Annotated in this window: 25 protein-coding genes and 1 riboswitch; of the genes, 18 read left to right on the top strand and 7 right to left on the bottom strand. The window is 66.2% G+C overall.

The window, feature by feature from the left end; translation table 11 throughout:
- Window positions 1–147: 147 nt before the first annotated feature.
- From EYS42_RS08670 to EYS42_RS08650, 5 genes are all read left to right on the top strand, one after another.
- Entirely contained in the window at window positions 148–699 is a 552-nt protein-coding gene (locus EYS42_RS08670; protein ID WP_130967764.1) for an outer membrane protein assembly factor BamE, read from the top strand.
- A gap of 24 nt (window positions 700–723) precedes the next feature.
- Window positions 724–1,536, top strand: coding sequence for a 4-hydroxy-tetrahydrodipicolinate reductase (gene dapB / locus EYS42_RS08665; protein ID WP_280960178.1), 813 nt, complete (start codon window positions 724–726; stop codon window positions 1,534–1,536).
- A 10-nt stretch (window positions 1,537–1,546) separates the two neighbouring features.
- Entirely contained in the window at window positions 1,547–2,215 is a 669-nt protein-coding gene (locus tag EYS42_RS08660) for a MotA/TolQ/ExbB proton channel family protein (RefSeq protein ID WP_130967763.1), read from the top strand.
- A 12-nt stretch (window positions 2,216–2,227) separates the two neighbouring features.
- Window positions 2,228–2,674, top strand: coding sequence for an ExbD/TolR family protein (locus tag EYS42_RS08655; protein ID WP_130967762.1), 447 nt, complete (start codon window positions 2,228–2,230; stop codon window positions 2,672–2,674).
- 104 nt (window positions 2,675–2,778) lie between these two features.
- On the top strand, window positions 2,779–4,293 hold the full coding sequence (locus EYS42_RS08650) for an AMP nucleosidase (protein ID WP_130967761.1): 1,515 nt from the start codon (window positions 2,779–2,781) through the stop codon (window positions 4,291–4,293).
- A gap of 117 nt (window positions 4,294–4,410) precedes the next feature.
- Here EYS42_RS08650 and EYS42_RS08645 read toward each other — a convergent pair whose 3' ends face one another.
- Window positions 4,411–4,725, bottom strand: a complete 315-nt coding sequence (locus tag EYS42_RS08645) for a HigA family addiction module antitoxin (RefSeq protein ID WP_130967760.1) — start codon at window positions 4,723–4,725, stop codon at window positions 4,411–4,413.
- Window positions 4,726–4,895: 170 nt separating this feature from the next.
- On the opposite strand from EYS42_RS08645, the gene EYS42_RS08640 reads away from it, so the two are divergent.
- Window positions 4,896–5,684 (top strand): Crp/Fnr family transcriptional regulator, encoded by a 789-nt coding sequence (locus EYS42_RS08640; protein WP_130967759.1) that lies wholly within the window; start codon window positions 4,896–4,898, stop codon window positions 5,682–5,684.
- A gap of 59 nt (window positions 5,685–5,743) precedes the next feature.
- Here EYS42_RS08640 and purT read toward each other — a convergent pair whose 3' ends face one another.
- Window positions 5,744–7,006 (bottom strand): formate-dependent phosphoribosylglycinamide formyltransferase, encoded by a 1,263-nt coding sequence (purT, locus tag EYS42_RS08635; RefSeq protein ID WP_130967758.1) that lies wholly within the window; start codon window positions 7,004–7,006, stop codon window positions 5,744–5,746.
- A 197-nt stretch (window positions 7,007–7,203) separates the two neighbouring features.
- Between purT and EYS42_RS08630 the strand changes: the two genes are divergently transcribed.
- Window positions 7,204–7,506: an Mpo1-like protein gene (locus EYS42_RS08630; protein WP_130967757.1), complete on the top strand. Its 303-nt coding sequence runs from the start codon at window positions 7,204–7,206 to the stop codon at window positions 7,504–7,506.
- A gap of 35 nt (window positions 7,507–7,541) precedes the next feature.
- On the opposite strand, the gene EYS42_RS08625 is transcribed toward EYS42_RS08630, so the two are convergent.
- A complete protein-coding gene (locus EYS42_RS08625) occupies window positions 7,542–7,880 on the bottom strand; it encodes a hypothetical protein (protein WP_130967756.1) in 339 nt (112 codons plus the stop codon).
- 201 nt (window positions 7,881–8,081) lie between these two features.
- Complete coding sequence (gene ssb / locus EYS42_RS08620) at window positions 8,082–8,633, bottom strand: single-stranded DNA-binding protein (RefSeq protein WP_130967755.1); 552 nt, start codon at window positions 8,631–8,633, stop codon at window positions 8,082–8,084.
- Between the two features lie 200 nt (window positions 8,634–8,833).
- On the opposite strand from ssb, the gene recQ reads away from it, so the two are divergent.
- The 4 genes from recQ (at window position 8,834) to EYS42_RS08600 (ending at window position 14,428) form a co-directional block, all read left to right on the top strand.
- On the top strand, window positions 8,834–10,678 hold the full coding sequence (gene recQ / locus EYS42_RS08615) for a DNA helicase RecQ (protein WP_245503569.1): 1,845 nt from the start codon (window positions 8,834–8,836) through the stop codon (window positions 10,676–10,678).
- A 143-nt stretch (window positions 10,679–10,821) separates the two neighbouring features.
- The gene (locus tag EYS42_RS08610) at window positions 10,822–11,949 is read left to right on the top strand and encodes a porin (RefSeq protein ID WP_130967753.1); all 1,128 of its coding nucleotides are present in this window, start codon (window positions 10,822–10,824) and stop codon (window positions 11,947–11,949) included.
- Window positions 11,950–12,181: 232 nt separating this feature from the next.
- Window positions 12,182–13,156: a porin gene (locus EYS42_RS08605; RefSeq protein ID WP_130967752.1), complete on the top strand. Its 975-nt coding sequence runs from the start codon at window positions 12,182–12,184 to the stop codon at window positions 13,154–13,156.
- 240 nt (window positions 13,157–13,396) lie between these two features.
- A complete protein-coding gene (locus EYS42_RS08600; RefSeq protein WP_130967751.1) occupies window positions 13,397–14,428 on the top strand; it encodes a porin in 1,032 nt (343 codons plus the stop codon).
- Between the two features lie 95 nt (window positions 14,429–14,523).
- On the opposite strand, the gene metW is transcribed toward EYS42_RS08600, so the two are convergent.
- A complete protein-coding gene (gene metW / locus EYS42_RS08595) occupies window positions 14,524–15,129 on the bottom strand; it encodes a methionine biosynthesis protein MetW (protein WP_130967750.1) in 606 nt (201 codons plus the stop codon).
- Window positions 15,126–16,343, bottom strand: coding sequence for a homoserine O-succinyltransferase MetX (gene metX / locus EYS42_RS08590; protein ID WP_130967749.1), 1,218 nt, complete (start codon window positions 16,341–16,343; stop codon window positions 15,126–15,128). Before metX ends, metW begins: the two co-directional genes overlap by 4 nt.
- Before the next feature lie 47 nt (window positions 16,344–16,390).
- Window positions 16,391–16,465: riboswitch (SAM riboswitch) on the bottom strand.
- A gap of 151 nt (window positions 16,466–16,616) precedes the next feature.
- Between metX and EYS42_RS08585 the strand changes: the two genes are divergently transcribed.
- Window positions 16,617–18,293 carry an FMN-binding glutamate synthase family protein gene (locus EYS42_RS08585; RefSeq protein ID WP_130967748.1) on the top strand — a complete coding sequence of 559 codons (1,677 nt, stop codon included), beginning with the start codon at window positions 16,617–16,619 and terminating at the stop codon, window positions 18,291–18,293.
- A gap of 71 nt (window positions 18,294–18,364) precedes the next feature.
- Here the strand turns inward: EYS42_RS08585 and EYS42_RS08580 are convergent, their stop codons facing one another.
- Window positions 18,365–18,985 (bottom strand): glutathione S-transferase N-terminal domain-containing protein, encoded by a 621-nt coding sequence (locus EYS42_RS08580; RefSeq protein WP_130967747.1) that lies wholly within the window; start codon window positions 18,983–18,985, stop codon window positions 18,365–18,367.
- Between the two features lie 145 nt (window positions 18,986–19,130).
- Here EYS42_RS08580 and EYS42_RS08575 point away from each other — a divergent pair, with 145 nt between their 5' ends.
- The 6 genes from EYS42_RS08575 (at window position 19,131) to EYS42_RS08550 (ending at window position 26,003) form a co-directional block, all read left to right on the top strand.
- On the top strand, window positions 19,131–20,690 hold the full coding sequence (locus EYS42_RS08575) for a DUF898 family protein (protein ID WP_130967746.1): 1,560 nt from the start codon (window positions 19,131–19,133) through the stop codon (window positions 20,688–20,690).
- A 153-nt stretch (window positions 20,691–20,843) separates the two neighbouring features.
- Window positions 20,844–22,211 (top strand): adenylosuccinate lyase, encoded by a 1,368-nt coding sequence (gene purB, locus EYS42_RS08570; RefSeq protein ID WP_130967745.1) that lies wholly within the window; start codon window positions 20,844–20,846, stop codon window positions 22,209–22,211.
- 109 nt (window positions 22,212–22,320) lie between these two features.
- Window positions 22,321–23,022, top strand: a complete 702-nt coding sequence (locus EYS42_RS08565) for a PEP-CTERM sorting domain-containing protein (protein WP_130967744.1) — start codon at window positions 22,321–22,323, stop codon at window positions 23,020–23,022.
- 23 nt (window positions 23,023–23,045) lie between these two features.
- Complete coding sequence (gene pyrF / locus EYS42_RS08560) at window positions 23,046–23,888, top strand: orotidine-5'-phosphate decarboxylase (RefSeq protein ID WP_130967743.1); 843 nt, start codon at window positions 23,046–23,048, stop codon at window positions 23,886–23,888.
- A gap of 101 nt (window positions 23,889–23,989) precedes the next feature.
- Window positions 23,990–25,264 (top strand): efflux RND transporter periplasmic adaptor subunit, encoded by a 1,275-nt coding sequence (locus EYS42_RS08555; RefSeq protein ID WP_130967742.1) that lies wholly within the window; start codon window positions 23,990–23,992, stop codon window positions 25,262–25,264.
- A 10-nt stretch (window positions 25,265–25,274) separates the two neighbouring features.
- The gene (locus tag EYS42_RS08550) at window positions 25,275–26,003 is read left to right on the top strand and encodes an ABC transporter ATP-binding protein (protein ID WP_130967741.1); all 729 of its coding nucleotides are present in this window, start codon (window positions 25,275–25,277) and stop codon (window positions 26,001–26,003) included.
- The last annotated feature ends 9 nt before the right edge of the window (window positions 26,004–26,012 follow it).

Raw genomic sequence — 26,012 nt, 5'->3', positions numbered from 1 at the left:
TGGGCGGCCACACTCGGCGCACCGCTAGAATGCATGATGATATCGGGAAGCCTTGTTCAGCACACGTTCAAGGCCTTGCCGAATGCACTGGCACCGTTCGCTTCATCGAAAGCTTCACTGAACGCTCCCTTCAAAGGACCTGGCTGCATGCTGCCTTCTTCCTCCGCCCGCCTGCTGGGCCTGGCCGCTCTGGCGGTCGCCACCCTGTCGGGGTGCTCGTCCACGCGCACCGCCAGCAGCGAGGGCGCCGAAACCCTGTTTGGCCTGATCAAGCCCTACCGCATCGAAATCGTGCAGGGCAATGTGGTCACGCAAGAGGTCATGGCCCAGATCCAGCCCGGCCTGGGCAAGGCGCAGGTGCGCGAGATCCTGGGCACCCCGCTGCTGACCGACGTGTTCCACGCCGACCGCTGGGACTACGTGTTCACCATCGCCCGCCAGGGCGTGCCGGCCCAGCAGCGCCGCGTCACCCTGTTTTTTGCGGGCGACAAGCTCGACCGCATCGAAGCCGACAAGCTGCCCACCGAGCGCGAGTTCGTGGCCGCCATCGACACCAAACCGTCTGACCGCAAACCGCCGGTCAACCTGACGGCCGAACAGATCGCCGCCTTGCCCGTGCCGCCCAAGCAGGAAAATCGCATCAAGGTGCCGCAAGGCCCCAACCGCGATTACCCGCCCCTGGAAGCCGGCCGCCCCTGAACACATTCGCTGAGAGTTCCCACCGTGACTGAACAACTGCTCCGCGTCGGCATTGCCGGCGCCTCCGGCCGCATGGGCCGCATGCTGATCGAAGCCGTGCAGGCCACTGACGACTGCACCCTGGGTGGCGCACTCGACATCGCCACCAGTCCCGCGGTGGGCATGGACGCCACCGCCTGGATGGGCCACCGCAGCGGCGTGCTGATCGAATCCGACTTGGCCAAGGGCCTGGCCAACGCCCAGTACCTGATCGACTTCACCCGCCCCGAAGGCACGATGGAGCACCTGCGCCACTGCCGCGACAACGGGATCAAGCTGGTCATCGGCACCACGGGTTTTTCTGACGCCCAGAAGGCCGAGATCGAAGCCGCCGCCCGCGACATCGCCATCGTCATGGCCCCCAACATGGCCGTGGGCGTGAACGTGGTGTTCAACCTGCTGCGCCACGCCGCCAAGGCCCTGAACACCGGCTTCGACATTGAAATCATCGAAGCCCACCACCGCCACAAGGTCGATGCCCCCAGTGGCACCGCGCTGCGCATGGGCGAGGTCGTGGCCGAGACCCTGGGCCGTGACCTCAAGGAATGCGCCATCTACGGCCGCGAAGGCGTGACCGGCGAGCGCGACCCGTCCACCATCGGCTTTGCCACGGTGCGTGGTGGCGACATCGTGGGCGACCACACCGTGCTGTTTGCCGGCACCGGCGAGCGCATCGAGATCACCCACAAGTCGTCCAGCCGCGCCACCTATGCCCAGGGCAGCCTGCGTGCCGTGCGTTTCCTGTCGCACCAGCCGCACGGGCTGTTCGGCATGGACGACGTGCTCGGCCTGAAGTGAGCTGAACCCCATGGACAGCCTGCAGCAACTCTGGGCAGAAGGCGACGCGGTCATCCAGGCCGTGGCTGTGCTGATGCTGCTGATGTCGGTGGCCAGCTGGGTGCTGATCGGCTGGAAGACCTGGCTGCTCAACCGCGTGCGCCGCGACCTGCCCGGCGGCGTGCAGGCCTTCTGGCGCTCGGCCGACCTGGCTGCGGCCGAACAGAGCCTGGCGGCGCATGACCGTGATGGCGTGCTGCAGACGCTGGTACAGGCCGCGCGTCAGACCACGGCGCCGGGCTCGCTGGAAGCCCAGGTGCACCCGCATGCCCAGCTCACGCGCCGCCTGCGTGACAGCCTGCATGTGGTGCTGCAGCGCCTGCAGTATGGCCAGGTGGTGCTGGCCTCGGTGGGGGCTGTGTCGCCCTTCATCGGCCTGTTCGGCACCGTGTGGGGCATCTATCACGCCATTGCTGGCATCAGCGCCGAAGGCAGTGCCTCGCTCGAGCGCGTGGCGGGCCCGGTGGGCGAGGCCCTCATCATGACTGCCGTGGGGCTGGCCGTGGCCATCCCGGCCGTGCTGGCCTACAACCTGTTCGGCAAGATCATCAACCAGCTCGAAACCGACCTGGAAGGCTTTGCCCACGACCTGCGCGAGGCCCTGCTGGGGGCCGACCGCCCGGCCAGCCAGGACGACTGAGGCCCGCTGCCCATGGCCTTCGGTCGCATCGAACGCAAGCGGGGCGAGACCCCCATGAGCGAGATCAACATGACGCCGCTGATCGATGTCATGCTGGTGTTGCTGGTGATCTTCATGCTGACCGCGCCCCTCATGTCGTCGGGTCTGAAGCTCAACCTGCCCAGCACCCAGGGCACGCAGAAGCAGCCGCCCAACCCCAAGGCCATCCGCATCACGCTGACGGCCGACAACGCGGTGCGCCTGGACGACACCGTGATCACCCCAGAGGCCCTGGCCGAGCGCCTGCAGGCCCTCAAGGGCAGCGACACCGAAGTGCACCTGCGTGCCGACCGGGCCGTGCCCTATGGCCAGGTGGCCGAGGTGTTGGGGCTGCTCAAGGCCGCTGAGTTGCGCAAGCTGGCCTTCGTGACCGAGCCCGTGGGGGCGCAGACTGCGGCCGCTGCATCGGCCGCGCGCTGATCACCCGAAGTGCCTGTCGGGCACAGACCACATCGCGCCAGGGGCCAGGGGCGACAGGTTCACAATGAACCATCGCAGTCCACGAGTTTTCTCAAGGCGCCCTGATGAGCACGACACCGCTTGAGGCCCCCAAGGCCGTCTCCCGCCACTTCGACAACGCCCAGGCCGCTTTCGACCACATCCAGGCCCTGTACGACGGCCAGATCGCCTACCTGCGCGAAGCCCTCAGCCGCTTCGTGGCCGGTGAAACCTTCGACAAGCCGGTGCGCGCCAAGTACCCCTTCGTGCGCATCCACACCGACACCGTGGCACGAGCCGATTCGCGCCTGCCCTACGGGTTCGTGGCGGGCCCGGGCACCTACGAGACCACCATCACCCGCCCCGACCTGTTCGCCGATTACTACCGTGAACAGATCGAGCTGCTGCTGGCCAACCACCGCGTGGCCGTGGAGGTGGGCCTGAGCCGAGAGCCCATCCCGCTGCACTTCTCGCTGGCCGACAACCACCACGCCGAAGGCAACCTCACGCCCGAGCGTCGCCTGCTGATGCGCGACGTGTTCGACCTGCCCGACCTGGCCGCCATGGACGACGGCATCGCCAACGGCACGCACGACGCTCGCGCTGGCGCCCCGCGCCCGCTGGCCCTGTTCACCGCACCGCGGGTCGATTACTCGCTGCACCGGCTCAAGCACTACACCGGCACTTCGCCCGAGCATTTCCAGAACTTCGTGCTGTTCACGAACTACCAGTTTTACATCGACCAGTTCGTGCAGATCGGCCGCGACATCATGGCCCGCGCCCCTGACCCGGCCCACCCGCACGATGACGACGACTGCATCGCCTTCATCGAGCCGGGCAATGTGGTCACGCGCCGCGCCGGGGTGCCGGCCGAGGCCTTCGATGCCCTGGGGGCGGTGCCGCCGCGCCTGCCGCAGATGCCCGCCTACCACCTGGTGCGCCGTGACCGCAGCGGCGTGACCATGGTCAACATCGGGGTGGGGCCGTCGAACGCCAAGACCATCACCGACCACATCGCAGTGCTGCGCCCGCTGGCGTGGATCATGCTGGGCCACTGCGCTGGTCTGCGCAACTCGCAGCAGCTGGGTGATTACGTGCTGGCCCATGGCTACGTGCGCGAAGACCACGTGCTCGACGAAGACCTGCCGCTGTGGGTGCCGATCCCGCCGCTGGCCGAAATCCAGCTGGCGCTCGAAGGTGCCGTGGCCGACGTGACCCAGCTGTCGGGTTACGAGCTCAAGGGCATCATGCGCACGGGCACCGTGGCCACCACCGACAACCGCAACTGGGAGCTGATGCCCCACCGCGAGCCCGAGCGCCGTTTCAGCCAGAGCCGCGCCATTGCGCTCGACATGGAAAGCGCCACCATCGCAGCCAATGGCTTCCGTTTCCGGGTGCCTTACGGCACCTTGCTGTGTGTGAGCGACAAGCCCCTGCACGGCGAAATCAAGCTGCCGGGCATGGCCAACCAGTTCTACCGCGACCGGGTCGACCAGCACCTGCGCATTGGCCTTCGCGCGCTCGAGCGTCTGCGCCGTAATCGCATGGAGCAGCTGCACAGCCGCAAGCTGCGCAGCTTTGCCGAAGTGGCCTTCCAGTGAGTGGGCATGGGCAGCGCCCATCTCGTTCTGAGTGCCCATGAAAAAAGCCAGCCTGACAGGGCTGGCTTATTGCGTTCAGCGCATGGGCCCATGGCCCGCACGCGGAAGGTGGCAGGCTCAGGCGGCCATGGCGACCTTGGCGTCGGCCACGGGTTGCACCTCGTTCTGGATCTGTGCGCCGGCCAGGGCATCGGCCACGGCCAGGTCGTAGGCCGTTTGCAGGTCCATCCAGTATTGGGCCGAAGTCTTGAAGAAACGGGCCAGGCGCAGGGCCGAGTCCGGGCTCACGCCACGGCGCTCGCGCACGATGTCGTTCACGCGCGGGGCCGGCACGTGCAGGCGGATCGCCAGCGCACTGGCCGACAGGCCGTACTTTTCCATGAACTGGGTGCGCAGGATTTCACCGGGGTGGACAGCCTTTTGGGTGGTCATGGTTTCTACTGAAATGCGAAGAGATGATCGGTGAATGGTAGATCCACCGCGCTTAAAACTCTGTATACATCCATACAATTGCATTAGGATTTTCAAGACTTTTCGCACGCCCACCACCTCCTTTGTGGGGGTTGCTGTCTGACACGACGGCAGCCAGCATTTCGACATCCATGCCGCCCACCTCTGACGCCACCCCTGCTCACCTGCTGCCTGCCCTGCGTTCGCACGTGTGGTTTGCCTCCTGCCCACCCGAGTTTCAGCATGCCCTGGTGTCGCTGTCCAAGGTGGTCACGCTCAAGCCGGGCGAGCGCCTGTTCTCCCGCGGCGAGGCCGACGAGGCGCTGTGCTGCGTGCTGTCGGGTGCCTTGCGCCTGGGCTCGTTCAATTCCGAAAGCGACACCCAGAACCTCACCCTGTATGTCGAGCCCTACCAGTGGTTCGGTGAGGTGGCCGTGCTCGACCGCCTGCCCCGCAGCCAGGACGCGGTGGCCGACGTGGCCAGCTCGGTGCTGGTGTGCCCCCGCTCTTTGCTGGAGCCCTGGCTGACCCAGCACCCGCAGCACTGGCGTGATCTGGCCCGTCTGGCCACCTTGCGCCTGCGCATGCTGGTGGTGCTGCTGGAAGACAAGGCCAACCTGTCGCTCGAACAGCAGCTGGCCCGCCGCCTGCTGATGGCCTCGTGCAATTTCGGCATGAACTACCCGATGTCGTTCAAGCGCCATTTGCGCCTGCCCCAGGAGTACCTGGCGCGCATGATGGGCGTGTCGCGCCAGACCATCAACCGCGCGCTCAAGCAGCTGGCCGAGGCGGGCACCATCGTGGTCCGCTACGCCGACATCGAACTGGTCGACATCCCGGGCCTGATGGGCCGCGCAGGGCCGCTCAATGGCAATCTGCTGGCCAGCATCCAGGGCATGGTGAAGGTGGCTGACCACCAGAGCGTGGCGGCCAACCAGTGACCGCCTGGCGCGGCGCTTGCACTTGAGCGACAGCCCCTCAGGTGTCAGCCGCTCGGGTTTCAGCCCTTCACCGGCCGAACCTTGCTGGCGGCTTCCTTCGCACGCTGGCGCGCCACTTCCACATCGGCATCGAAAGCCAGTGCCACGCCCATGCGGCGTTTGGTGAAGCTTTCCGGTTTGCCGAACAGCCGCAGGTCGGTGTTGGGCACCTGCAGGGCTTCGCGCACACCTTCAAAGGCAATGCCTTGTGCCTCCATGCCGCCATACACCACCGCCGAGGCGCCGGGGCTGCGCAGGGCGGTGTTCACTGGCAGGCCCAGGATGGCGCGTGCATGCAGCTCGAACTCGCTTTGCACCTGCGTGGTCAGCGTGACCAGGCCGGTGTCGTGTGGGCGGGGGCTCACTTCGCTGAACCACACCATGTCACCCTTGACGAACAGCTCCACACCGAACAGGCCCTGGCCGCCCAGGTCGTCGGTCACGGCCTTGGCAATGGCCTGCGCGCGGGCCTGGGCTTGCGGGCTCATGCGGTGTGGCTGCCAGCTTTCCACGTAGTCGCCCGACACCTGGATGTGGCCGATGGGCTCGCAGAAGTGGGTCTCGATCTGGCCGCTGGCCCCCACGGCGCGCACCGTGAGCTGCGTGATCTCGTAATCGAAGTCGATGAAGCCTTCCACGATGACGCGGCCGTGGCTGACCCGGCCACCGGCCATGGCGTAATCCCATGCTTTGGCCACATCGGCGGGGCCATCGATCTTGCTCTGGCCCTTGCCCGACGAGCTCATCACCGGCTTGACGATGCAGGGGTAGCCGATGCCGGGCTGGCCGTCGGTGCCGTCGATGGCGGCTTGCAGCTCGGCCAGCGAATCACAGAAGCGGTAGGGGCTGGTGGGCAGGCCCAGGGTTTCGGCGGCCAGGCGGCGGATGCCTTCGCGGTCCATGGTCAGGCGGGCGGCGCGGGCTGTGGGCACCACGCGCACGCGGCCTTCGGCTTCCAGTCGTTCCAGCTCGGGGGTGGCGATGGCCTCGATTTCGGGCACCACCAGCAGGGGTTGTTCGGCCTCGATCAGCTGGCGCAGCTGGGCCGCATCGCTCATGGTGATGGTGCGGCTGTGGTGGGCCACCTGCTGGCCGGGGGCATTGTCATAGCGGTCCACCGCCACGGTTTCCACGCCCAGGCGTTGCAGTGCGATCAGCACTTCCTTGCCCAGCTCGCCGGAGCCCAGCAGCATCACCTTGGTGGCACTGGGCGACAGGGGCGTGCCCAGCGGGCTGGCCACGAAAGCGTCGGTGGGGGCGGGCAGGGTGGGTTTGGCAGACATGGGGGCCTCGGGCGTGGGCAATGGACTGGGGCTTATGGCGGGCGGCGGCTGCGTGCTGGCATGTGGCCGTGTGTGGCGGCGCCGCGAACGGCCAGTGTAGCCAAGGCGTCACACCGGGCGGGGCGCGACATGAACGGTTCCTGCACCTCGGGGCCCTCCGGCTTGCCAAGGCCGCGGCGCTGGCCCACGATCACGGCATGAGCAAGCCGTACACCTCTTTCGCCGAGTTCTACCCCTTCTACCTGTCACAGCATGCCGACCGCACCTGCCGGCGCCTGCACGTGGTGGGCTCGGCCGTGGTGCTGGCTTTGCTGGCCACCGCACTGGTGCAGGGAGGCTGGTGGTGGGCCAGCTTGCCAATGGCGGGCTACGGCTTTGCCTGGGTGGGGCACTTCTTTTTCGAGCACAACAAGCCGGCCACCTTCACCTACCCGCTCTACAGCCTGATGGGTGACTGGGTGATGTTCTGGCAGGTGCTCACTCGCAAGATCCCGTTCTGAAGGGCGGGGCCGTTCAGGGCTGCAGAGCCCCGGCGTCAGGCCTGTGACGCGCCCCGTGAACGTGCGCACACCCGGCCGCCGAGCACCTGGCGCGTCATCAGGAAGGCCACGATCTCGAACGCGGCCAGCGGTGCAAGCTTCAGCAAGGCCTGGTCGGTCAGCCACTCACGCCACGCATGCCGTTGCCGGTTCACCCGGCGCAGGTGTTCGTGAGCGCGCTGGTGCAGGCGAGGGCAGTCCACCACAAGGTCGTGGGCCAGGCGGTAGTGTGCGTGGGCGCCTTCGACGTCTCCTCGGTCTTCGCACTGTCGCCCCTGCTGCCATGCAGCTTCGGCTTGTTGGGTCCGTTCGGTGGCGTTGAGTGGCATGGTCATGGCAATCAGAAGGTATCCAAGTGGATACATTGTGTCTTTCTCTGCTGTGCGCTGTCCAGTCCTGCGGAGCACAGTGCTGGACTGTCGCAGGGGGGGGGGCGCGGTTCGCCTGAAAGACACGCGCCAAGAAAACGCGCCATGAAAAAAGCCCCAGGCGGCAGGCGCCAGGGGCTGTTGGTCGACCGAGCCGAGGGGGCCGCGTCAGAACGGAATGTCGTCGTCCATGTCGTCGAAGCCGGTGGCCGACTTCGGTGCGGGCGCGGGGGCAGGGGCCGGGCGCGACGCCGGGCGGGCTGCCGGGCGGCCCATGGGCTCGGCCGCCTCGCGGCTGAAACCTTCGTCGCCACCGGTGTTGCCGCCGCCGTAGCTGCTGCCACCACCGTAGCCGCCACCGCCACCGCCACCGTTGCCACCGCCTTCACGGCCGCCCAGCAGTTGCATCTGCTCGGCCACGATTTCGGTGGTGTAGTTGTCCTTGCCGTCTTTGTCTTGCCACTTGCGGGTCTTCAGGCGGCCTTCCACGTACACCGAGCGGCCCTTTTTCAGGTACTCACCGGCGATTTCGGCCAGGCGGTCATAGAACACCACGCGGTGCCATTCGGTTTCTTCCACCTTGTCGCCGCTGTTCTTGTCTTTCCAGTTGCGGGTGGTGGCCACCGAGACGTTGCACACCGCAGCGCCATTGGGGGTGTAGCGCACTTCGGGGTCACGGCCAAGGTTGCCGATGATGATGACTTTGTTGATGGAGGCCATGGGCGATTCTCAAGATTTCGTTGGTTGAAAATAAGCGTTCGTTGCTTGGATGCGGGCTGCATGGGGCAGTCAGCGGTTGGCATTATCGCGCTCCGCGAACCTGGCAACACCCCCAGTGGGGTGCCCTCGGCGGGTGGCCACCCTCGGGGTGAAGCAAGCGCAGTGCCGCCAGACGGCACAATGCGGGCATGCACCCGCCCATGCCCCTGCCCAGCACCACCGCCATCCTCCAGGAGGTGTTCGGCTACCCGGCTTTCCGCGGGCAGCAGGAGGCCATCGTCGAGCACGTGGCCCACGGGGGCGATGCCCTGGTGCTCATGCCCACCGGGGGCGGCAAAAGCCTGTGCTACCAGGTGCCTGCCATCGCAAGGCACCGCGCGGGGCAGGGGGTCACGGTGGTGGTCTCGCCCCTGATCGCCCTGATGCACGACCAGGTCGGTGCCCTGCACGAGGTGGGCGTGCCGTCGGCCTTCCTGAACTCCACGCTCAGCCTCGACGAAGTGCAGCACACCGAGCGCGAGCTCATGGCCGGGCGTCTGGTGCTGCTGTACGTGGCCCCCGAACGCCTGACCACGCCGCGCTTTCTGGCCCTGCTCGAGCGTCTGCACGAACAAGGCAAGCTCAGCCTGTTCGCCATCGACGAAGCCCATTGCGTCAGCCAGTGGGGCCATGATTTCCGCGAGGACTACCTCCATCTGCACCTGCTGCACGAGCGCTTTCCGGCCGTGCCCCGCATTGCGCTCACGGCCACGGCCGACGAGCACACCCGCGCCGACATCCTGGTGCGCCTGCAGCTGCAGGAGGCGCGGCTGTTCGTCAGCAGCTTCGACCGGCCCAACATCCGCTACACCCTGGTCGAGAAAGACAACCCCCGGGCCCAGCTGCTGCGCTTCATCCGCGACGAACACGAGGGCGAAGCCGGGGTGGTGTACTGCCAGTCGCGCCGCAAGGTGGAAGAAACCGCGGCCTGGCTGTGCCAGCAGGGCCTGCGGGCCCTGGCCTATCACGCGGGCATGGAGGCGGCCCAGCGCCAGCAGAACCAGGACCGGTTCCTGCGCGAAGACGGCCTGATCATGGTGGCCACCGTGGCCTTCGGCATGGGCATCGACAAGCCCGATGTGCGCTTCGTGGCCCACCTCGACCTGCCCAAGAACATCGAGGCCTACTACCAGGAGACGGGCCGTGCCGGCCGCGACGGTGCCGACGCCGAGGCCTGGCTGGCCTACGGCCTGGCCGACGTGGTGCAGCAGCGCCGCATGATCGACGACAGCCCCGCGCACGACGAATTCAAGCGCGTGCAGCGCCACAAGCTCGACGCGCTGCTGGCCCTGGCCGAAGCCCATGACTGCCGGCGCGTGCGCCTGCTGGCCTATTTCGGTGAAGCCAGCCAACCTTGCGGCAATTGCGACAACTGCCTGAGCCCGCCCGACACCTGGGACGCCACCGAGGCCACCCGCAAGATGCTGTCTTGCATCTACCGATTCTGGCAGCACGGCCGGCAGCGCTTCGGCGCTGGCCACCTCATCGACGTGCTGCGCGGCCGACGCACCGACAAGGTCGAACAATACGGGCACCACAGCCTGACCACCTTTGGCGTGGGCGCCGACCTGTCAGAGCCCCAGTGGCGGGCCGTCTTGCGCCAGCTGGTGGCCCTGGGCCACGTGGTGGCCGAAGGCGAGTTCAACACCCTGGTGCTGACCGACAGCGCTCGTCCGGTGCTCAAGGGCGAGGTGCAGCTCACGCTCAAGGTGTCGGTCGAGGCACCCAAGCGCAGTGGCAATGGCCGCCTGCGCAAACCGGCCGACGCCCTGCTGCAGTCGCTCGACCCCCTGTCACAAGAGCGGCTGGCGGCGCTGCGGGCCTGGCGCTCTTCGGTGGCCAAGGCGCACAACCTGCCCGCCTACGTTGTGTTCCACGACGCCACGCTGGCCGAAATGGCCCGCATCGCGCCGCAGTCGATGGGCGAATTGGGTCAGATCAGTGGCGTGGGCGCCAAGCGCCTGGAGGCCTATGGCCGTGACATCCTGAGCGTGCTGGCGGCTTGACCGATCGGCGCTGGTCTGGGCGCTGTTGTGTTTTGGCACGCTTTCGATCGGCCGAGCCAGCTTTCAAGGGGTTGCTCCCAGCACAGGGGTGGCCTGAGTTCCGAGACAATGCAAGCTGTTTGAAATCCGTCTCGTGACTTTCCATGCGCCTGTCTTTTTCACGTCGCCTCTGCGTCAGCCTCTGCCTGGCATTTTCGACGTCAGCCTGCCTGGCCGCTGAAGCCCAGGTCTATGGTGTGCTGGACCTCAACCTGGCCAGTTACCGACCTTCTTACCAAGGCAGTCTCACGGGGGCGCAGTTTGACCCGGGCACGATTGCCAACCGCCGCTCCACTGCAGTCGGCACCGGCGGTCGCGGCATGAGTTTTGTCGGGTTCAGTGCACAAGAGCGTCTGGGTGATTCGGCCAAGGTGATGGTGCAACTCGAGGCGGCACTCGCTGGTGACACAGGGGCTGTCAGCGACCGCAACTTCTGGCATCGCCAGGCCAGGGTTGGCATTCAGGACAGCGACTGGGGCGCTCTGTGGGCCGGCCGCTCCATCACGCTGTTGGCCAAGACCTATCAAGACTTCTCCCCGTTGGGCGAGTCGCCTTACAACCCGGCATTGCGCCTGCTCCAGGACCACATTCCTTCTCTGGACCTGTACGGTCGTCAACTGGTCAACAGCGGCGTGATCGGTGCGGCGCAGGGCGGTGCACGCGAGGCCATGGCCGCCACGTCTTGGTCGAACAGCCTCACCCTGACCCTGCCCACCATCGAAGACCTCGATGCACTGTCGGTGGGGCTGCAGTGGGGCGCTCGCGAGGGTGATGCCAACGGCCACAACATCGGTGTGGCGTTGCGCTACGACGGCGAGGTGGTGGACACCGCGTATGCCTTCCAGTCGGTCAAGGCAGGCTTGGCCAGTTCGCCCAGCATGCGCAACGACCTGTGGGTGGCCGCCACGGCCATCGACCTGGACCCTGTGAAGCTGTTCATGCAAGTTGGTCAGAACAAGGTGGAGTTCGGTGGTGCCACCATCCGGGCCAACTACCAGATGCTGGGCGCCCAGATGCTCTTGACCAGCTCGGATGTGGTTCACGCCAGCCTGGGCTTGCTGAACAACAAGCCCCTGGACACGCGGCATCGCTGGATGACGCTGGGCTATGAGCGACAGTTCAGCAAAGACACCCAGGCCTATACCGACCTGGTCTACGAGCGACTGGACCTGGTGGGCCTCGAACTGGACCCTGGCCTGACCTTGGTGCTGGGTGTGCGCCACCGGTACTGAAAACGCACGAACGTTCGTTCAAGTTGCTCCTGTGCGATCCAACAAGCGCCCTCCGGGGCGCTTTTTCGTGGCCGAAGTGCCACAAAGCGCACCACATTGTTGCTTAAATGTGACGAAATGGTGCATCAGGCACCCCACATTGGGGCGTCATTCGGGTGTCACAAACAGCTTGGCGAGTTTTCTTGACTACAGTCCAAACACCCGTTTAGACCCCTCTTTCGGAAGGAAAACCATGTTCTCGAAGAAGACCGCTGTGGCTGCCGCCGCTCTGCTGGCCGCTTTTGCTGCCCAAGCTCAATCGCAAGTGAACCTGTACGGCAACGTCGACCTGTCGGTCGGTTCGTTCAAGGAACCCGGCCAGAAGGCCACCACCAAGGTGGAATCGGGCTCGCTGCGTGCCTCGTACATCGGCTTCAAGGGCACCGAAGACCTGGGCGGCGGCCTGAAGGCCTTCTTCAAGCTGGAAAGCGACATCGCTGCCGACACCGGCACCGCTTCGTCGACCTTCTGGGCTCGCACCAGCGCCATCGGCCTGGCTGGTGACTTCGGTACCGCCACCCTGGGCAATGTGCGCTCGCTGGCTTACCTGACCAACACCGCCTTCAACCCCTTCGCTGACTCGGCCGTGTTCTCGGCTTCGAACCTGTTCGGCCAAGTGGGCGCTGTGAACGCCAACGCCAACAGCGGCACCAACTACAAGAACAGCATCACCTACACCTCGCCCAACCTGTCGGGCTTCACTGGTGCCGTCCAATTCGGCGCCAGCGAAACCAACGGTGTGGACGGCGCTGTGGCCCTGCAAGGCACCTACACCGCTGGCCCCCTGGCTGCTGGCCTGGTCTACGAAGACGTGGCCCTGACCGCCAACACCGATTCGCAACGCTGGCAGCTGGCTGCTTCGTACGACTTCGGCATCGCCAAGGCGTTCGCTCAATACGGCCAAGGTGAAACCGACGGCCAGGCCGAGACCGAGAAGTTCTTCCAGATCGGCGCTTCGGCTCCCGTGACCGCTGCCGGCACCGTGCTGGCTTCGTACGGCCAACTGAAGAACGACGGCGTCGCCAACGCCAAGACCACCGAGTTCTCGCTGGCCTATGACCACGCCATCAGCAAGCGCACCGGTGCTTACGTGGGCGTGAACAACACCAAGATCAAGGGCTCGAAGTCGGCCAACACCTTCGCCGTTGGCGTGCGTCACGCCTTCTGATCGCCTCAGCTGTTGCTGAAATGATCCAAAGCGCCCTTCGGGGCGCTTTTTTGTTGCTTGGATGACACGCAAGTGTCGCGGAGGGGCAACGAATCTCCTGTTTTTGCACCCCTGACGGTGCGTGAGCGAGGGGGGTGGCCTGTCGATTGCTTTCGATTCCGCCCAGAATCAACCGCAGCGACAGCCCAACCCGAACTCAGGGTTGTCACTGAACTTCCTCTCACCGTTAGGAGAATTTGCATGTTCACCAAGAAGATCGTTGCCGGCGCTGCCCTGCTGGCTCTGGCTGCTGCCGCTCAGGCCCAAGTGAAGGTCTACGGCTCGGTGGAAGCCACCGTCGGCTCGTTCAAGACCGCCACCGCTGGCTCGAAGGCCGTGACCAAGGTCGACTCTGGCCAGATGATGACCAGCTTCCTGGGCTTCTCGGGTTCGGAAGACCTGGGCGGCGGCCTGAAGGCTGAGTTCGTGCTGGAAACCTTCCTGGCCACCGACACCGGCGGCGTGGTTCCCAACAACGCCGGCCAATACTGGGGCCGTGGTTCGAACGTTGCCCTGAGCGGTGGCTTCGGCAAGATCGCCCTGGGTCAGTACGACAACGCCCTGTTCACCTACGGCTACACCTACAACCCCTTCGGCAGCTCGATGGGCTTCTCGCCCACCATGCGTCACTTCTACAGCCTGGGTTCGCTGGGCAACGCCAAGGGTGCAGCCCTGGGCGTGGACACCGGTTGGGTGAACTCGATCACCTATGAAACCCCGACCGTCGCCGGTTTCGCTGCCAACCTGCAAGTGACCCCCAAGGAAACTTCGGCTGCTGGCGCCAAGAACAGTGTGACCGTGGGTGCTTCGTACAACGCAGGCGCCTTCAGCGCTGGCCTGGCCTACATGGACGCCGACGATCAGCAAAGCGCCAACACCGCGGCTGGTACCGCCTTTGCCAAGGACCAGAAGGTCACCTCTCTGGGCGCTTCGTACGACTTCGGCGTGGTCAAGGCCTTCGGTCAGTACACCGCCGTGAACAACGCCGTGGCCGCTGACGAAACCATCTTCCAAGTTGGCGCTTCGGCTCCCGTGACGGCTGCTGGCACCGTGCTGGCTTCGTACGGCCAGTACAAGACCAAGAATGGTGGTTCGAAGGACACCATCTTCTCGCTGGGCTACGACCACATGATCAGCAAGCGCACCGACGTGTACGCCGTGATCTCGAACGAGAAGGTGACCAACGTGAAGGCTGCCAACTCCTTCGCGGTCGGCATCAAGCACAACTTCTGATCCTTTGGGGTTTGAAGCAAAAAGCGCCCTTCGGGGCGCTTTTTTTATTTTCTGCGTGCAACTTTCAGCAAGTCGCGCCGAGCCTCAGCGCGAACTCAGCCGCGCTCGAACTTGAACACGGCCGTGCTGGCGCGCAAGTTGGGCCAGCGGCGGATCTCTTGGCCTTCGTGCAGGCCGAACGATTCCAGCACTTTCAGGCCGCACTGACGGGCCAGCTGGTCGAAATCGCGGAAGGTGGCCACGCGGATGTTGGGCGTGTCGTACCACTGGTAGGGCAGGCTCTTGCTGACCGGCATGCGGCCTTTGAGCACGCTCACGCGGTGCGGCCAGTGCGCGAAATTGGGGAAGCTGACCACCCCGATGCGGCCGACGCGGGCGGTTTCGCGCAGCATGGCCTCGGTATTGCGCAGGTTCTGCAGGGTGTCGAGCTGCAGCACCACGTCGAAGCTGTTGTCTTCGAACAGGCCCAGGCCTTCTTCCAGGTTGCACTGGATCACGTTCACGCCCTGCTGCACGCATTCGCGCACGTGGGTGTCATTGATCTCGATGCCGTAGCCGCTGCAGTGGCGCTGGTCGCGCAACAGGGCCAGCAGTTCACCGTTGCCGCAGCCCAGGTCGAGCACGCGCGAGCCCTCGGGCACCAGCTCCGCGATGCGGGCCAGCCGCGCCTGGTGGGTGAAAGGGTTGCTGTGTTCGATCATGCCGCCACCTCGCTGGGCTGGGTTGGGCTGGCGTTCGGTGCAGTTGTGGTCAGTTCGCTGGCGATGCGATCAAAATAAGCGCGCATGACCTCGTGGTAGCGCGCGTCGTCCAGCAGGAAGGCATCGTGGCCATGGGGCGCATCGATCTCGGCATACGACACGTCACGGCCGTTGTCGAGCAGGGCCTTGACGATCTCGCGTGAGCGGGCGGGCGAGAAGCGCCAGTCGGTCGTGAAGCTCACGATCAGGAACTTCGCCAGGGCCTTGGCCATGGCGGCGCTCAGGTTGCCCTGGTGGGCGCGGGCCGGGTCGAAGTAATCGAGCGCGCGGGTGATCAGCAGGTAGGTGTTCGCGTCGAAGTAGTCGCTGAACTTGTCGCCCTGGTAGCGCAGGTAGCTTTCCACCTGGAACTCGATGTCCTGCGTGGAGTAGTTGGGCTCGTCGTGCCGGTCGCGGCCCACCAGTTCACGGCCGAACTTGCTGGCCATGACGTCGTCCGACAGGTAGGTGATGTGGCCGATCATGCGGGCCACGCGCAGACCGCGGCGCGGCACCACGCCATGGGCGTAGAAGTTGCCACTGTGGAAATCGGGGTCGGTGACGATGGCGCGGCGGGCCACTTCGTTGAAGGCGATGTTCTGGGCCGACAGGTTGGGTGCGGTGGCCACGGCCACACAGTGGCGCACGCGGTCGGGGTGCTGCAGCGTCCAGCTCAGGGCCTGCATGCCGCCCAGGCTGCCTCCCACCACGGCGGCCAGTTGCTCGATGCCCAGCACATCGAGCACGCGAGCCTGGGCGTTCACCCAGTCTTCCACGGTCACCACTGGGAAGCTGGCGCCATAGATGCGGCCGGTGTCGGGGTTCACGTGCATGGGGCCGGTCGAGCCAAAGCACGAGCCAGGGTTGTTCACGCACACCACGAAGAACTTGTCGGTGTCCAGGGGTTTGCCGGGGCCGATCAGGTTGTCCCACCAGCCTTCGCTTTTGGGCAGGGGCTGGCCGTTGGCGTCGGCGTGCAGCCCGGCCACGTGGTGCGAGGCATTCAGGGCATGGCACACCAGCACGGCGTTGCTGCGGTCGGCATTGAGCCGACCGTAGGTCTCGAACATGAGGTGGTAGTTCTTGAGCACCGCGCCGCTTTTGAGGGGCAGAGGTGCATTGAACTGGATGGACTGGGGGGTGACCACCCCGACGCTGTTGGAGGCTGCTGTCATGTTGGCAAGTCGGCCGCGTGCGCATTCCGCGAAATGCATCGAAACAGGGGCCGTTCACAGCACCCTCTTTAGCGGAATTTCTTGAGCGCCCGCAAGCCGGACAAATCGGCGCTATGGCGGCAGTTTACCACTGCGTGCCTGAGGCCTGACAGACCCTGGGCAGCGCGCCCGAGCGCTGGCATTGCGGCCGCTTTCAGGCACTTTTCACCAGGTGCTCGCCCCCGGGCAGGTCTACAGTGACAGCAGGGGCGTCTTGCCCGCACGGAGGCACACATGGCTCGGTCATTGGCATCGTTGGGCGACCGCTTGCCGGTCCGGTTCCTGACCTGGGGGGCTTCGGCACTGGTGCTGGTCGCCGGTGTGGTGTGCGGTGTGTTCGGCAGCACCGGCTGGTGCATCTGGCTGGTGGTGATCGGCCTGCCACTCACGCTGCTGGGCCTGCGCGACTTCCTGCAGACCAAGAAAGCGGTGTTGCGCAACTACCCGGTGCTGGGCAACCTGCGCTACCTGCTGGAGTTCGTTCGGCCCGAGCTGCGCCAGTACTTCATCGAAAGTGACAACGAGGCGGCGCCTTTCTCACGCCAGCAGCGCTCGCTGGTGTATCAGCGCGCCAAGGGGGCGCCCGACAAGCGCCCCTTCGGCACCCAGAAGGATGTGACGGCCGAAGGCTACGAGTGGCTGAGCCATTCGGTGTCGCCCAGCCAGGTGGCCTCGCACGATTTCCGCGTGACCATCGGCGCGGGCGGCAGCAGCTGCACGCAGCCTTACAGCGCCAGCCTGTTCAACATCTCCGCCATGAGCTTCGGTGCCTTGAGCGCCAATGCCATCCTGGCCCTGAACAAGGGGGCGGCCCGCGGGCATTTCGCGCACGACACGGGCGAGGGCTCGGTCAGCCGTTACCACCGCGAGGGTGGCGGTGACCTGATCTGGGAAATCGGCTCGGGCTATTTCGGTTGCCGCACGCCCGAGGGCCGCTTCGATGCCGAGAAGTTCAAGGTCAATGCACGCGAGCCCCAGGTCAAGATGATCGAGCTCAAGCTCAGCCAGGGCGCCAAGCCGGGCCATGGCGGGGTGCTGCCAGGCCCCAAGGTGACTCCGGAGATTGCCGAGGCGCGGGGTGTGCCGGTGGGGGTGGACTGCGTGTCGCCCGCCTCGCACAGCGCGTTCAGCACGCCCATCGAGATGATGCAGTTCATCGAGCAGCTGCGGCAGCTCAGCGGCGGCAAGCCGGTGGGCTTCAAGCTGTGCATTGGCCACCCCTGGGAATGGTTCGCCATGGTCAAGGCCATGCAGGCCACCAACCTGTGGCCTGATTTCATCGTGGTCGATGGGGCCGAGGGGGGCACCGGCGCAGCGCCGCTGGAGTTCACCGACCATGTGGGCGCGCCTTTGCAGGAGGGCTTGCTGCTGGTGCACAACACCCTGGTGGGCATTGGCGAGCGCCACCGCATCAAGCTGGGCTGTGCCGGCAAGGTGGTCAGCGCCTTCGACATCGCCCGCATGATGGCCCTGGGTGCCGACTGGTGCAACTCGGCGCGGGGCTTCATGTTCGCGCTGGGCTGCATCCAGGCGCAGAGCTGCCACACGGGTCATTGCCCCACGGGTGTGACCACGCAAGACCCGATGCGCCAGCGCGCGTTGGTGGTGCCCGACAAGGCCGACCGCGTGTTCAACTTCCACCGCAACACCCTGCATGCCTTGCAGGAGCTGATCCAGGCGGCCGGGCTGCACCATCCCAACGACATCACGGCCGACCACATCGTGCGGCGCGGTGCCGGGCATGTGGTGCACCGGCTGTCGAACTTGCTGACCTTCGTGAAGCCCGGGCAGCTGCTGCAGGCCGAGCAGGGCGGCTGCGACTGGCCCCAGCCGGTGTTCGAACAGTACTGGATGCTGGCGCAGGCCCACACCTTCGCCTTGCCGGCCCAGGCGCACACGCCACGCACCTGAGCGTTCCAGTCACCCATGAAAAAGCCCCTCGGTGAGGGGCTTGGTGTGTGGCGTTGGCCGCTGGTTCAGATTCAGGCTTTGGGTGGCGCTGTGTCCTGGAAGCTGGGACGCTGCGACAGCTTGTCGTACAGCTTGGCCAGGTTGGGGTGATCGCCGCGCCAGTCGATCTCGGGGAAGCGGAAATCGAGGTAACCCAGGGCGCAGCCCACCGACAGGTCGGCCAGCGTGTGGTGGATGCCGCAGCACCAGCCGCGTTCGCCCAGGCCCAGGCTCATGGCCTTCAGGCTGGCGTTGACCTTGTCCATCTGGCGGTCGATCCAGGCCTGGCTGCGCTGCTCGGCGGTGCGGCCGGGCCAGGTGGCTTCCATGCGTGCCAGGATGGCGGCGTCGAGCAAGCCGTCGGCCAGGGCTTCCCAGGTCTTGACCTCGACACGCTCGCGGCCCGACAGCGGGATCAGCTTGCCCACGGGCGACAGGGTGTCGACGTATTCCACGATCACGCGGGAGTCGAACACGGCTTCGCCGCCTTCCATCACCAGGCAGGGCACCTTGCCCAGCGGGTTGGATTCGGTGATGCGGGTGTCGGCAGACCAGACGTCTTCCGTTTCGAATTTGTAGTCGAGTTTTTTCTCGGCCAGCACGACGCGGACTTTGCGCACGAACGGGCTGGTGAGTGAACCGATCAGTTTCATTGGGTGGAATGTGCAACGGGTTGGACGCCGATTTTAGCCAAGCCCCTCGTGGGGCGTGGTGCGAGTGCGTCGATCACCCAAGGAGGGGGGAGTCATTTCATCCGGTGGTGTGGATCGGTCCGTTACATTCATTCACCGACACGTCATGACCGATTCCTCCAACCCCACGCCACGCACGGCAGTTCGGCTGGACGCACTTGAGCATGCTTTCATGCGCGAAGTGACCAACCGCTGGCAAGACGAATTTGCCCGACAGGCTGTACCGATTGCTGCGCCATCTGTTGCGCCGGCGGAGTCATCTGCGACCCCGGCGGACAGCCCCATCTCGCGACCGACCGCTGTGGCTGGGCCTGCCTTGACCCCTGAGCCCGGTCGTTCCAGGCGGGCCGACACGGCGTGGCGGGCCCCACACCCCATCGGTTCCACCCTGCCCGGGCCCTTGTTCAATGAGGAAATGCCGCCGGGCGTGTTGCCGCGCGCCAACCCGCCCCTGCGTTCCCCGGCCTTGCCTGACGTGCCGCGCTTGCCGCAAGGTGTGGTGCTGCAGTGGCCCGTTCGCTTCCATGCGGCAGGGGGCGACTATGCGCGCCTGTGGGCCATGCATGTGCTGCTGCTGTTGCTGACCGGCGGCCTGGCCTGGCCATGGGTGATGCAGCGGCGTGAGCAGTTTTTTCTGCGCAACACGCGGGTGGTGGGCCATGCGTTGGACCACCGCCTGGAGGCAGTTTCGTTGTGGCCGCGGTTCGCCTTGACCCTGGCGATCGCCCTGGGGGTGGGCGCTGCCGCCCTGCAGGATGCCCGCACGGGCTGGCTGGCCATGGGCTTGGCCGCGCTGGTGTGGCCTGTCGTCATCCACCTGCGCATGCAGCAGCAGGTGGTGTCGATCACATGGGCGGGGCGTCGCTTGTGGCTGGAGGGGGGGCTGCTTGGGGTGTATCGTGCCAGCATGGGGGGCGTGCTGCTGGCCATGGCCGGTGCTGCGCTCACGGCGCTGGCTTGGGCGCCTGACGCGCCAGTCCCCTGGTGGGCAGCCGCCGTGGCCTGGTCGGCGTGGATCTTGTCGGTGCCCTGGGTGTCCTGGGCGGTGCTCCGCCACCGACAGGCGCATCTTCGACTGGGGCCGTTTCGCATGCTCTGGAAAGTCAGCGCGGCTGATTTTTCCGCTTTGTGGCATCGGTCGATCGTTTGGTCGGCCGTGGTCTTCGCTGCCCTTGCAGGCCTGGGGGCCCTGGTGCTGGCCCTGGGTTTGCTGGTGGGGCGCGCCACAGGTCGTCCGGGGGTGTCCCGGGAGGCGCTCACCGTGTTGGTCGGCCTGTTGGCCGTGGCCTGGGCGGTGGTGGTGGTGCCTTTCATCCAGGCCCGCCTGATCAATCTGGTCTGGGGCAAGACCGGCAATCGGCATTTCCGCTTCCGCAGCGACATCCCGGTCAAGGCATACACCCGATTGCATGTCCGTCTGGCGATTCGCTTGCTCCTGACCGCTGGTCTTTACTGGCCTTGGGCCGTCGTGCAAGTCCGGCGGCTGCGCATGCAGTCGCTGCAGGTCTGGAGTCGGGTAGACGTTGATGTGATGCTGGCACACTGGCCCACCACGCAGGGCGATACCGCGCCTGTGGCGGTGTCGCCCGTCAGTGTCATGCCCGATGAAATCCCTTCGGCATCGTCGCTGCAGCAAGTCAGTGGCTTGTACAAGGTGCGAGCCTGACGGGTCCATGCCTCCCGATGGCCCGTGGCGCAGGGCGCCTGCCCGGATTTGGGAATCTTGGCTGCACTTCGTACAATGGCAGGTTGTTCTGTCTGTTCCCGCGCGTGGCCTGACTTGAGTCGGGCCGCTTACCGCACGTACTGCCCCACCGCCATGTCGCTTTCTGCACTCACCGCCCTGTCGCCCCTCGATGGTCGTTACGCCGCCAAAGTGGCCGCCCTGCGTCCCCTGCTGTCGGAATTCGGCCTGATGCACCGCCGCGTGCAGGTCGAGATCGAGTGGTTCATCGCCCTGTCCGACGCCGGTCTGCCCGAGTTTGCGCCGCTTTCGGAAGCCTCGCGCGGTTACCTGCGCGGCCTGGTGGCCCGTTTCGCTGAGGCTGATGCCCAGGCCATCAAGGACATCGAAAAGACCACCAACCACGACGTCAAGGCTGTGGAGTACTGGATCAAATCGAAGTTCGAGGGCCACACCGACCTGCAGGCCGCCAGCGAGTTCGTGCACTTCGCCTGCACCTCGGAAGACATCAACAACACCAGCCATGGCCTGATGCTCAAGGCGGCCCGTGAAGAGGTGCTGCTGCCCGCCATCGACGGCGTGATCGCCACCCTCAAGGGCATGGCCCACGACATGGCCGGCCTGCCGATGCTGAGCCGCACCCACGGCCAGACCGCTTCGCCCACCACCGTGGGCAAGGAAATCGCCAACGTGGTGGCCCGCCTGGTCAATGCGCGTGAACGCATTGCCGCCGTCAAGCTGCTGGCCAAGATGAACGGCGCCGTGGGCAACTACAACGCCCACCTGTCGGCTTACCCCGAAAAGAACTGGGAGGCCTTCAGCCAGTCGGTCATCGAAAACCAGCTGGGCCTGACCTTCAACCCCTACACCATCCAGATCGAGCCGCACGACTACATGGCCGAGCTGTTCGATGGCGTGACCCGCCTGAACACCATCCTGATCGACTTCTCGCGCGACGTGTGGGGCTACATCAGCCTGCACTACTTCAAGCAGAAGACCAAGGCCGGTGAGATCGGCTCGAGCACCATGCCGCACAAGGTCAACCCGATCGACTTCGAGAACGCCGAAGGCAACCTGGGCCTGGCCAATGCTGTGCTGACGCACCTCAGCCAGAAGCTCCCCATCAGCCGCTGGCAGCGTGACCTGACCGACAGCACCGTGCTGCGCAACATGGGTGTGGCCCTGGGCTATGCCCTGCTCTCGTACGACAGCCTGGCCCGTGGCCTGGGCAAGCTGGAAGTCAACCCCGACATGCTGGCTGAAGACCTCGATGCTTCGTGGGAAGTGCTGGCCGAGCCCATCCAGACCGTGATGCGCCGTTACGGCCTGCCCAACCCCTACGAGCGCCTGAAGGAACTCACCCGCGGCAAGGCCATCACCCGCGAATCCATCCAGGCCTTCATCGGCACGCTGGAGCTGCCCGAAGCCGAGAAGCAGCGCCTGATGGCCATGACGCCGGGCAATTACATCGGCGTGGCCGAATCGCTGGCCAAGCGCATCTGACGCCAGGCAGGCCCCTAGTTCGAAGCGACGCGCTCCCTAGCGCTAGGGAGCGCGTTTTTTTTGGGGCTCGGAACAATCGTGGCATCGCTTTTTTCAAACAGGAGATGCCATGACCCCGTTCTTGAACATTCGTTTGTCGCGCACGGCCTTGCAACTGATGGCTGCAGGGCTGGTCGCTGGTGGCGCAGCCATGCCTGCCAGCGCCGTGACGCTCACGACCGCCAGCCCACCCGCCTCGTTCGCAGACACGGCGCTGCCGGGCACCAGCGCGGCCCTGCGACCCGAATTGGCTGGCACGGTGCTGACCGACCAGATCACCCCTTTCAGCTTTCAAGGCCTGGAGGGCACCGTGCAAAGCCGCGTTGTGCGGGAGGCGGCCTCGGGGACCCTCGATTTCTATTGGCGACTGAACGTGAGCCGCGATGCCTCGGGCGTGGGCCTGAGCGCTTTCCGGCTGGTGGATTTCGGCATGCCCCAGCTGGTGGATGCAGACTGGCGCATGGACGGTCTGGGCCAGGTGTCGCCTTCGACAGCGCGGCTGTTCAGTGCCAGCACCCAGCCCAGCGGGGCCATCAATTTCCTGTTTGACACGCCGATTGCAGCGGGCTCAGGTTCGACCTTCTTTTTCCTCAAGACCACGGCCACCGATTACGCCGCCACCGGCCGCTTTGACCTGCTCACCGGCGGGGCGCAGAACTTGTCGCCCATCTACGGCACCTTGGCACCCGTGCCGGAACCCACCACGTGGGCGCTGGGCCTCGTCGGACTGGTCGTGGCCGCCACAGCCCGCCGCTGGCAGCAGCGCAAATGACACAGGGCCGTTAAAATCGGCCCATGAACTTCCTCGCCAAGCTGCAGCACGCCCAGCAACTCCATGACTCCATGCTCTGCGTGGGGCTGGACCCGGAACCTTCCAAGTTCCCGGGGGCCTGGAAGGGCCAGAGCGATGCCATTTACGACTTCTGCGCCGCCATCGTCGACGCCACGAAGGACCTGGTCTGCGCCTTCAAACCGCAGATCGCCTACTTCGCAGCGCACCGCGCCGAAGACCAGCTGGAAAAGCTGATGGCCCACATGCAGCGCGTGGCGCCGCAGGTGCCGGTCATCCTCGATTCCAAGCGCGGTGACATCGGCTCGACCGCCGAGCAGTACGCCCGCGAAGCCTTCGTGCGCTACCAGGCCGATGCGGTCACGCTGTCGCCCTTCATGGGCTTTGACACGCTCGAGCCCTTCCTGAAGTACAGCGACAAGGGCGTGATCGTGCTGTGCCGCACCTCCAACCCCGGCGGCTCTGACCTGCAGAACCAGCGCCTGGCCGATGTGCTGGGCCAGCCGCGCGTGTACGAACACATCGCGGCGCAGGCCCAGGGCCCCTGGAACACCAGCGGCCAGATGGGCCTGGTGGTGGGCGCCACTTTCCCGCAGGAAATTGCCCGCGTGCGCGAACTGGCGCCCACGGTGCCACTGCTGATCCCGGGGGTGGGCGCGCAGGGCGGCGACGCCGACGCCACCGTGAAGGCGGGCCTCAAGCGCGATGCGGGCGGTGCCGTCACAGGCCCGATCATCGTGAACAGCTCGCGTGCCGTGCTGTACGCCAGCAGCGGTGATGACTTCGCCAGCGCCGCCCGCCGCGTGGCGATCGACACGCGCGCGCTGCTGAACGCGGCAGCACGCTGAACACATGCCTGACACCCGGGCTCGGGTGTCACGGCAGGTTCCCCGGCAGGGCTGACAATGGGGCAAGGGCTGCCGGTGTGCAGCCTCCCGCGTGGGTGCCCATGACCGAAACCAGCTCGTCCCCTTCGACCCCTTCTGCAGCCCCTTTGCAGAGCCTGCGCATCGAGCGCGGCAGCAGTGGCCCTGGCCGCCGAGCCTGGGTGCGCTGGGCCGTGGGGGGCCTGGCCCTGGCCGGCGCGGGCGCCTGGTGGATGGGCCCTCGCCCCGTGACAGTGCAGACCGTGTCGGTGGTCACGGCCACCGCGTCTCAGCAGCATGTGGCACTGACCGCCTCGGGCTATGTGGTGGCACAGCGGCGCGCGGCCGTGGCCTCCAAGGCCACTGGCCGCCTGGTCGAGCTGAATGTGCGCGAGGGCAGCCGGGTCAAGGCCGGCGAGTTGCTGGCCCGCATCGATGCCAGTGACGTGCAGGCCTCGTTGGTGGCAGCCGAAGCCGGGGTGCGCCAGGCCGAGGCCGGGGTGCGCCAGGCCGAGGTCGAGCAGCTGCTGGCCCAGGCCGAGCTGGTGCGCAACAAGGGCCTGCAGGCCCAGGGCTTCATCTCGCCCCAGGCCCTCGATGCCGTGCAGTCTCGCCTCAAGGGGGCGCAGGCGGCGGTGGTGGCCGCCAAGGCCGCCGTGGCGGCGGCGCAGGCCCAGGTGAAGGTGCAGGAGGTGGCGCGAAGTTTCACCGAGATCCGTGCACCGTTTGACGGCGTGGTGCTGGTCAAGAACGCCAATGTGGGCGATGTCATCACGCCCTTGTCGAGTGCGGCGGGCACGCAGGGCGCCGTGGTGACCATGGCCGACTTGAGCACGCTGGAGGTCGAGGCCGACGTGTCGGAAAGCAGTCTGGCCCAGGTGCGTCAGGGGCAGCCGGTCGAGGTGTTGCTCGATGCCCTGCCAGGCGTGCGCTTTCTGGGGCAGGTGGGGGCCATCGTGCCCACGGTGGACCGTGCCAAGGCCACGGTGACCACCAAGGTGCGCTTCGACCAGCTCGACGCGCGCATCCTGCCCGAGATGAGTGCCAAGGTGAATTTCCTGAAGCAGCCGATCACGGCGGCCGACCAGCAACCGCTGCTGGCCGTGCCCGCACAGGCCATCGACCGGCAGGCTGCGGCTGCGCGGGTGTGGCGCCTGCAGGCGGTGCCCGGCACCACCGATCGGTTCACTGCGCAGGCCGTGCCGGTGACACCAGGCCGCACACTGGGTGAGCTGGTGGCGTTGCGGCTGGCCGCTGGCGGGCCTCAGCCTGCGCTGAAAGCGGGCGACCGCCTGGCCTTGCCGTCTTCGGGCACTGCCTTGCACGATGGTGCCGCCGTGCGCCTGAGCCAGCCTTGAAGGCGTGACCATGAGCACCCCCGTTGCCGTGGCCGGTTCGGCGGCCCCTCTGATCCGTGTGCGCGGCCTGGGCAAGGCTTACCAGCGCGGGGGGCAGACCCTCACAGTGCTGGACCACATCGACCTCGACGTGCAGGCCGGAGAGTTCGTGGCCCTCATGGGACCCAGCGGTTCCGGCAAGAGCACCCTGCTCAACCTCATCGCCGGCATCGACCAGCCCACGCGTGGCCGCATCGAGATCGGCGGGGTCGACATCGCCACACTGAGCGAGGCCCAGCTGGCCGACTGGCGCGCCGCCCACGTGGGCTTCATCTTCCAGTTCTACAACCTGATGCCCGTGCTCACGGCCTTCGAGAACGTGGAGTTGCCCTTGCTGCTCACGACACTGAGCCGCCGCGAGCGCCAGGCGCATGTCGATGCCGCCCTGGCCATGGTGCACCTCAGTGACCGTGCCGACCACAAGCCCAACGAGCTGTCGGGCGGGCAGCAGCAGCGCGTGGCCATCGCGCGTGCGCTGGTGACCGACCCACAGCTGATCGTGGCCGACGAGCCCACCGGCGACCTCGACCGCCAGACGGGCGAAGACGTGCTGAACCTGCTGGGACGCCTGCAGCGCGAACTGGGCAAGACCATCGTGATGGTCACCCACGACCCCAAAGCCGCGGCCCGCGCCGAGCGCCTGGTGCACCTGGAAAAAGGCGTGCTGGTGCCCGAGGGACCGGCCACGCAGCAGCCCTGAAGGCCCGGC

This window comes from Aquabacterium lacunae (assembly GCF_004310865.1).
GTDB classification, from domain to species: domain Bacteria; phylum Pseudomonadota; class Gammaproteobacteria; order Burkholderiales; family Burkholderiaceae_C; genus Aquabacterium; species Aquabacterium lacunae.
Note: the sequence above shows the minus strand (reverse complement) of the source record. Positions and strands in the feature narration are given on the sequence as shown.

Bases quoted from the DNA above. Each gene is read 5' to 3' on its own strand.
- pyrF (WP_130967743.1), top strand. From the start codon at position 23,046: ATGAACTTCCTCGCCAAGCTGCAGCACGCCCAGCAACTCCATGACTCC.
- EYS42_RS08580 (WP_130967747.1), bottom strand. From the start codon at position 18,985: ATGAAACTGATCGGTTCACTCACCAGCCCGTTCGTGCGCAAAGTCCGC.
- EYS42_RS08625 (WP_130967756.1), bottom strand. From the start codon at position 7,880: ATGACCATGCCACTCAACGCCACCGAACGGACCCAACAAGCCGAAGCT.
- EYS42_RS08660 (WP_130967763.1), top strand. From the start codon at position 1,547: ATGGACAGCCTGCAGCAACTCTGGGCAGAAGGCGACGCGGTCATCCAG.
- metX (WP_130967749.1), bottom strand. From the start codon at position 16,343: ATGACAGCAGCCTCCAACAGCGTCGGGGTGGTCACCCCCCAGTCCATC.
- EYS42_RS08605 (WP_130967752.1), top strand. From the start codon at position 12,182: ATGTTCTCGAAGAAGACCGCTGTGGCTGCCGCCGCTCTGCTGGCCGCT.
- EYS42_RS08565 (WP_130967744.1), top strand. From the start codon at position 22,321: ATGACCCCGTTCTTGAACATTCGTTTGTCGCGCACGGCCTTGCAACTG.
- EYS42_RS08585 (WP_130967748.1), top strand. From the start codon at position 16,617: ATGGCTCGGTCATTGGCATCGTTGGGCGACCGCTTGCCGGTCCGGTTC.
- purT (WP_130967758.1), bottom strand. From the start codon at position 7,006: ATGTCTGCCAAACCCACCCTGCCCGCCCCCACCGACGCTTTCGTGGCC.
- EYS42_RS08550 (WP_130967741.1), top strand. From the start codon at position 25,275: ATGAGCACCCCCGTTGCCGTGGCCGGTTCGGCGGCCCCTCTGATCCGT.
- metW (WP_130967750.1), bottom strand. From the start codon at position 15,129: ATGATCGAACACAGCAACCCTTTCACCCACCAGGCGCGGCTGGCCCGC.
- EYS42_RS08630 (WP_130967757.1), top strand. From the start codon at position 7,204: ATGAGCAAGCCGTACACCTCTTTCGCCGAGTTCTACCCCTTCTACCTG.
- purB (WP_130967745.1), top strand. From the start codon at position 20,844: ATGTCGCTTTCTGCACTCACCGCCCTGTCGCCCCTCGATGGTCGTTAC.
- EYS42_RS08640 (WP_130967759.1), top strand. From the start codon at position 4,896: ATGCCGCCCACCTCTGACGCCACCCCTGCTCACCTGCTGCCTGCCCTG.
- EYS42_RS08575 (WP_130967746.1), top strand. From the start codon at position 19,131: ATGACCGATTCCTCCAACCCCACGCCACGCACGGCAGTTCGGCTGGAC.
- EYS42_RS08600 (WP_130967751.1), top strand. From the start codon at position 13,397: ATGTTCACCAAGAAGATCGTTGCCGGCGCTGCCCTGCTGGCTCTGGCT.
- ssb (WP_130967755.1), bottom strand. From the start codon at position 8,633: ATGGCCTCCATCAACAAAGTCATCATCATCGGCAACCTTGGCCGTGAC.
- EYS42_RS08645 (WP_130967760.1), bottom strand. From the start codon at position 4,725: ATGACCACCCAAAAGGCTGTCCACCCCGGTGAAATCCTGCGCACCCAG.
- EYS42_RS08655 (WP_130967762.1), top strand. From the start codon at position 2,228: ATGGCCTTCGGTCGCATCGAACGCAAGCGGGGCGAGACCCCCATGAGC.
- EYS42_RS08650 (WP_130967761.1), top strand. From the start codon at position 2,779: ATGAGCACGACACCGCTTGAGGCCCCCAAGGCCGTCTCCCGCCACTTC.
- EYS42_RS08610 (WP_130967753.1), top strand. From the start codon at position 10,822: ATGCGCCTGTCTTTTTCACGTCGCCTCTGCGTCAGCCTCTGCCTGGCA.
- recQ (WP_245503569.1), top strand. From the start codon at position 8,834: ATGCCCCTGCCCAGCACCACCGCCATCCTCCAGGAGGTGTTCGGCTAC.
- EYS42_RS08670 (WP_130967764.1), top strand. From the start codon at position 148: ATGCTGCCTTCTTCCTCCGCCCGCCTGCTGGGCCTGGCCGCTCTGGCG.
- EYS42_RS08555 (WP_130967742.1), top strand. From the start codon at position 23,990: ATGACCGAAACCAGCTCGTCCCCTTCGACCCCTTCTGCAGCCCCTTTG.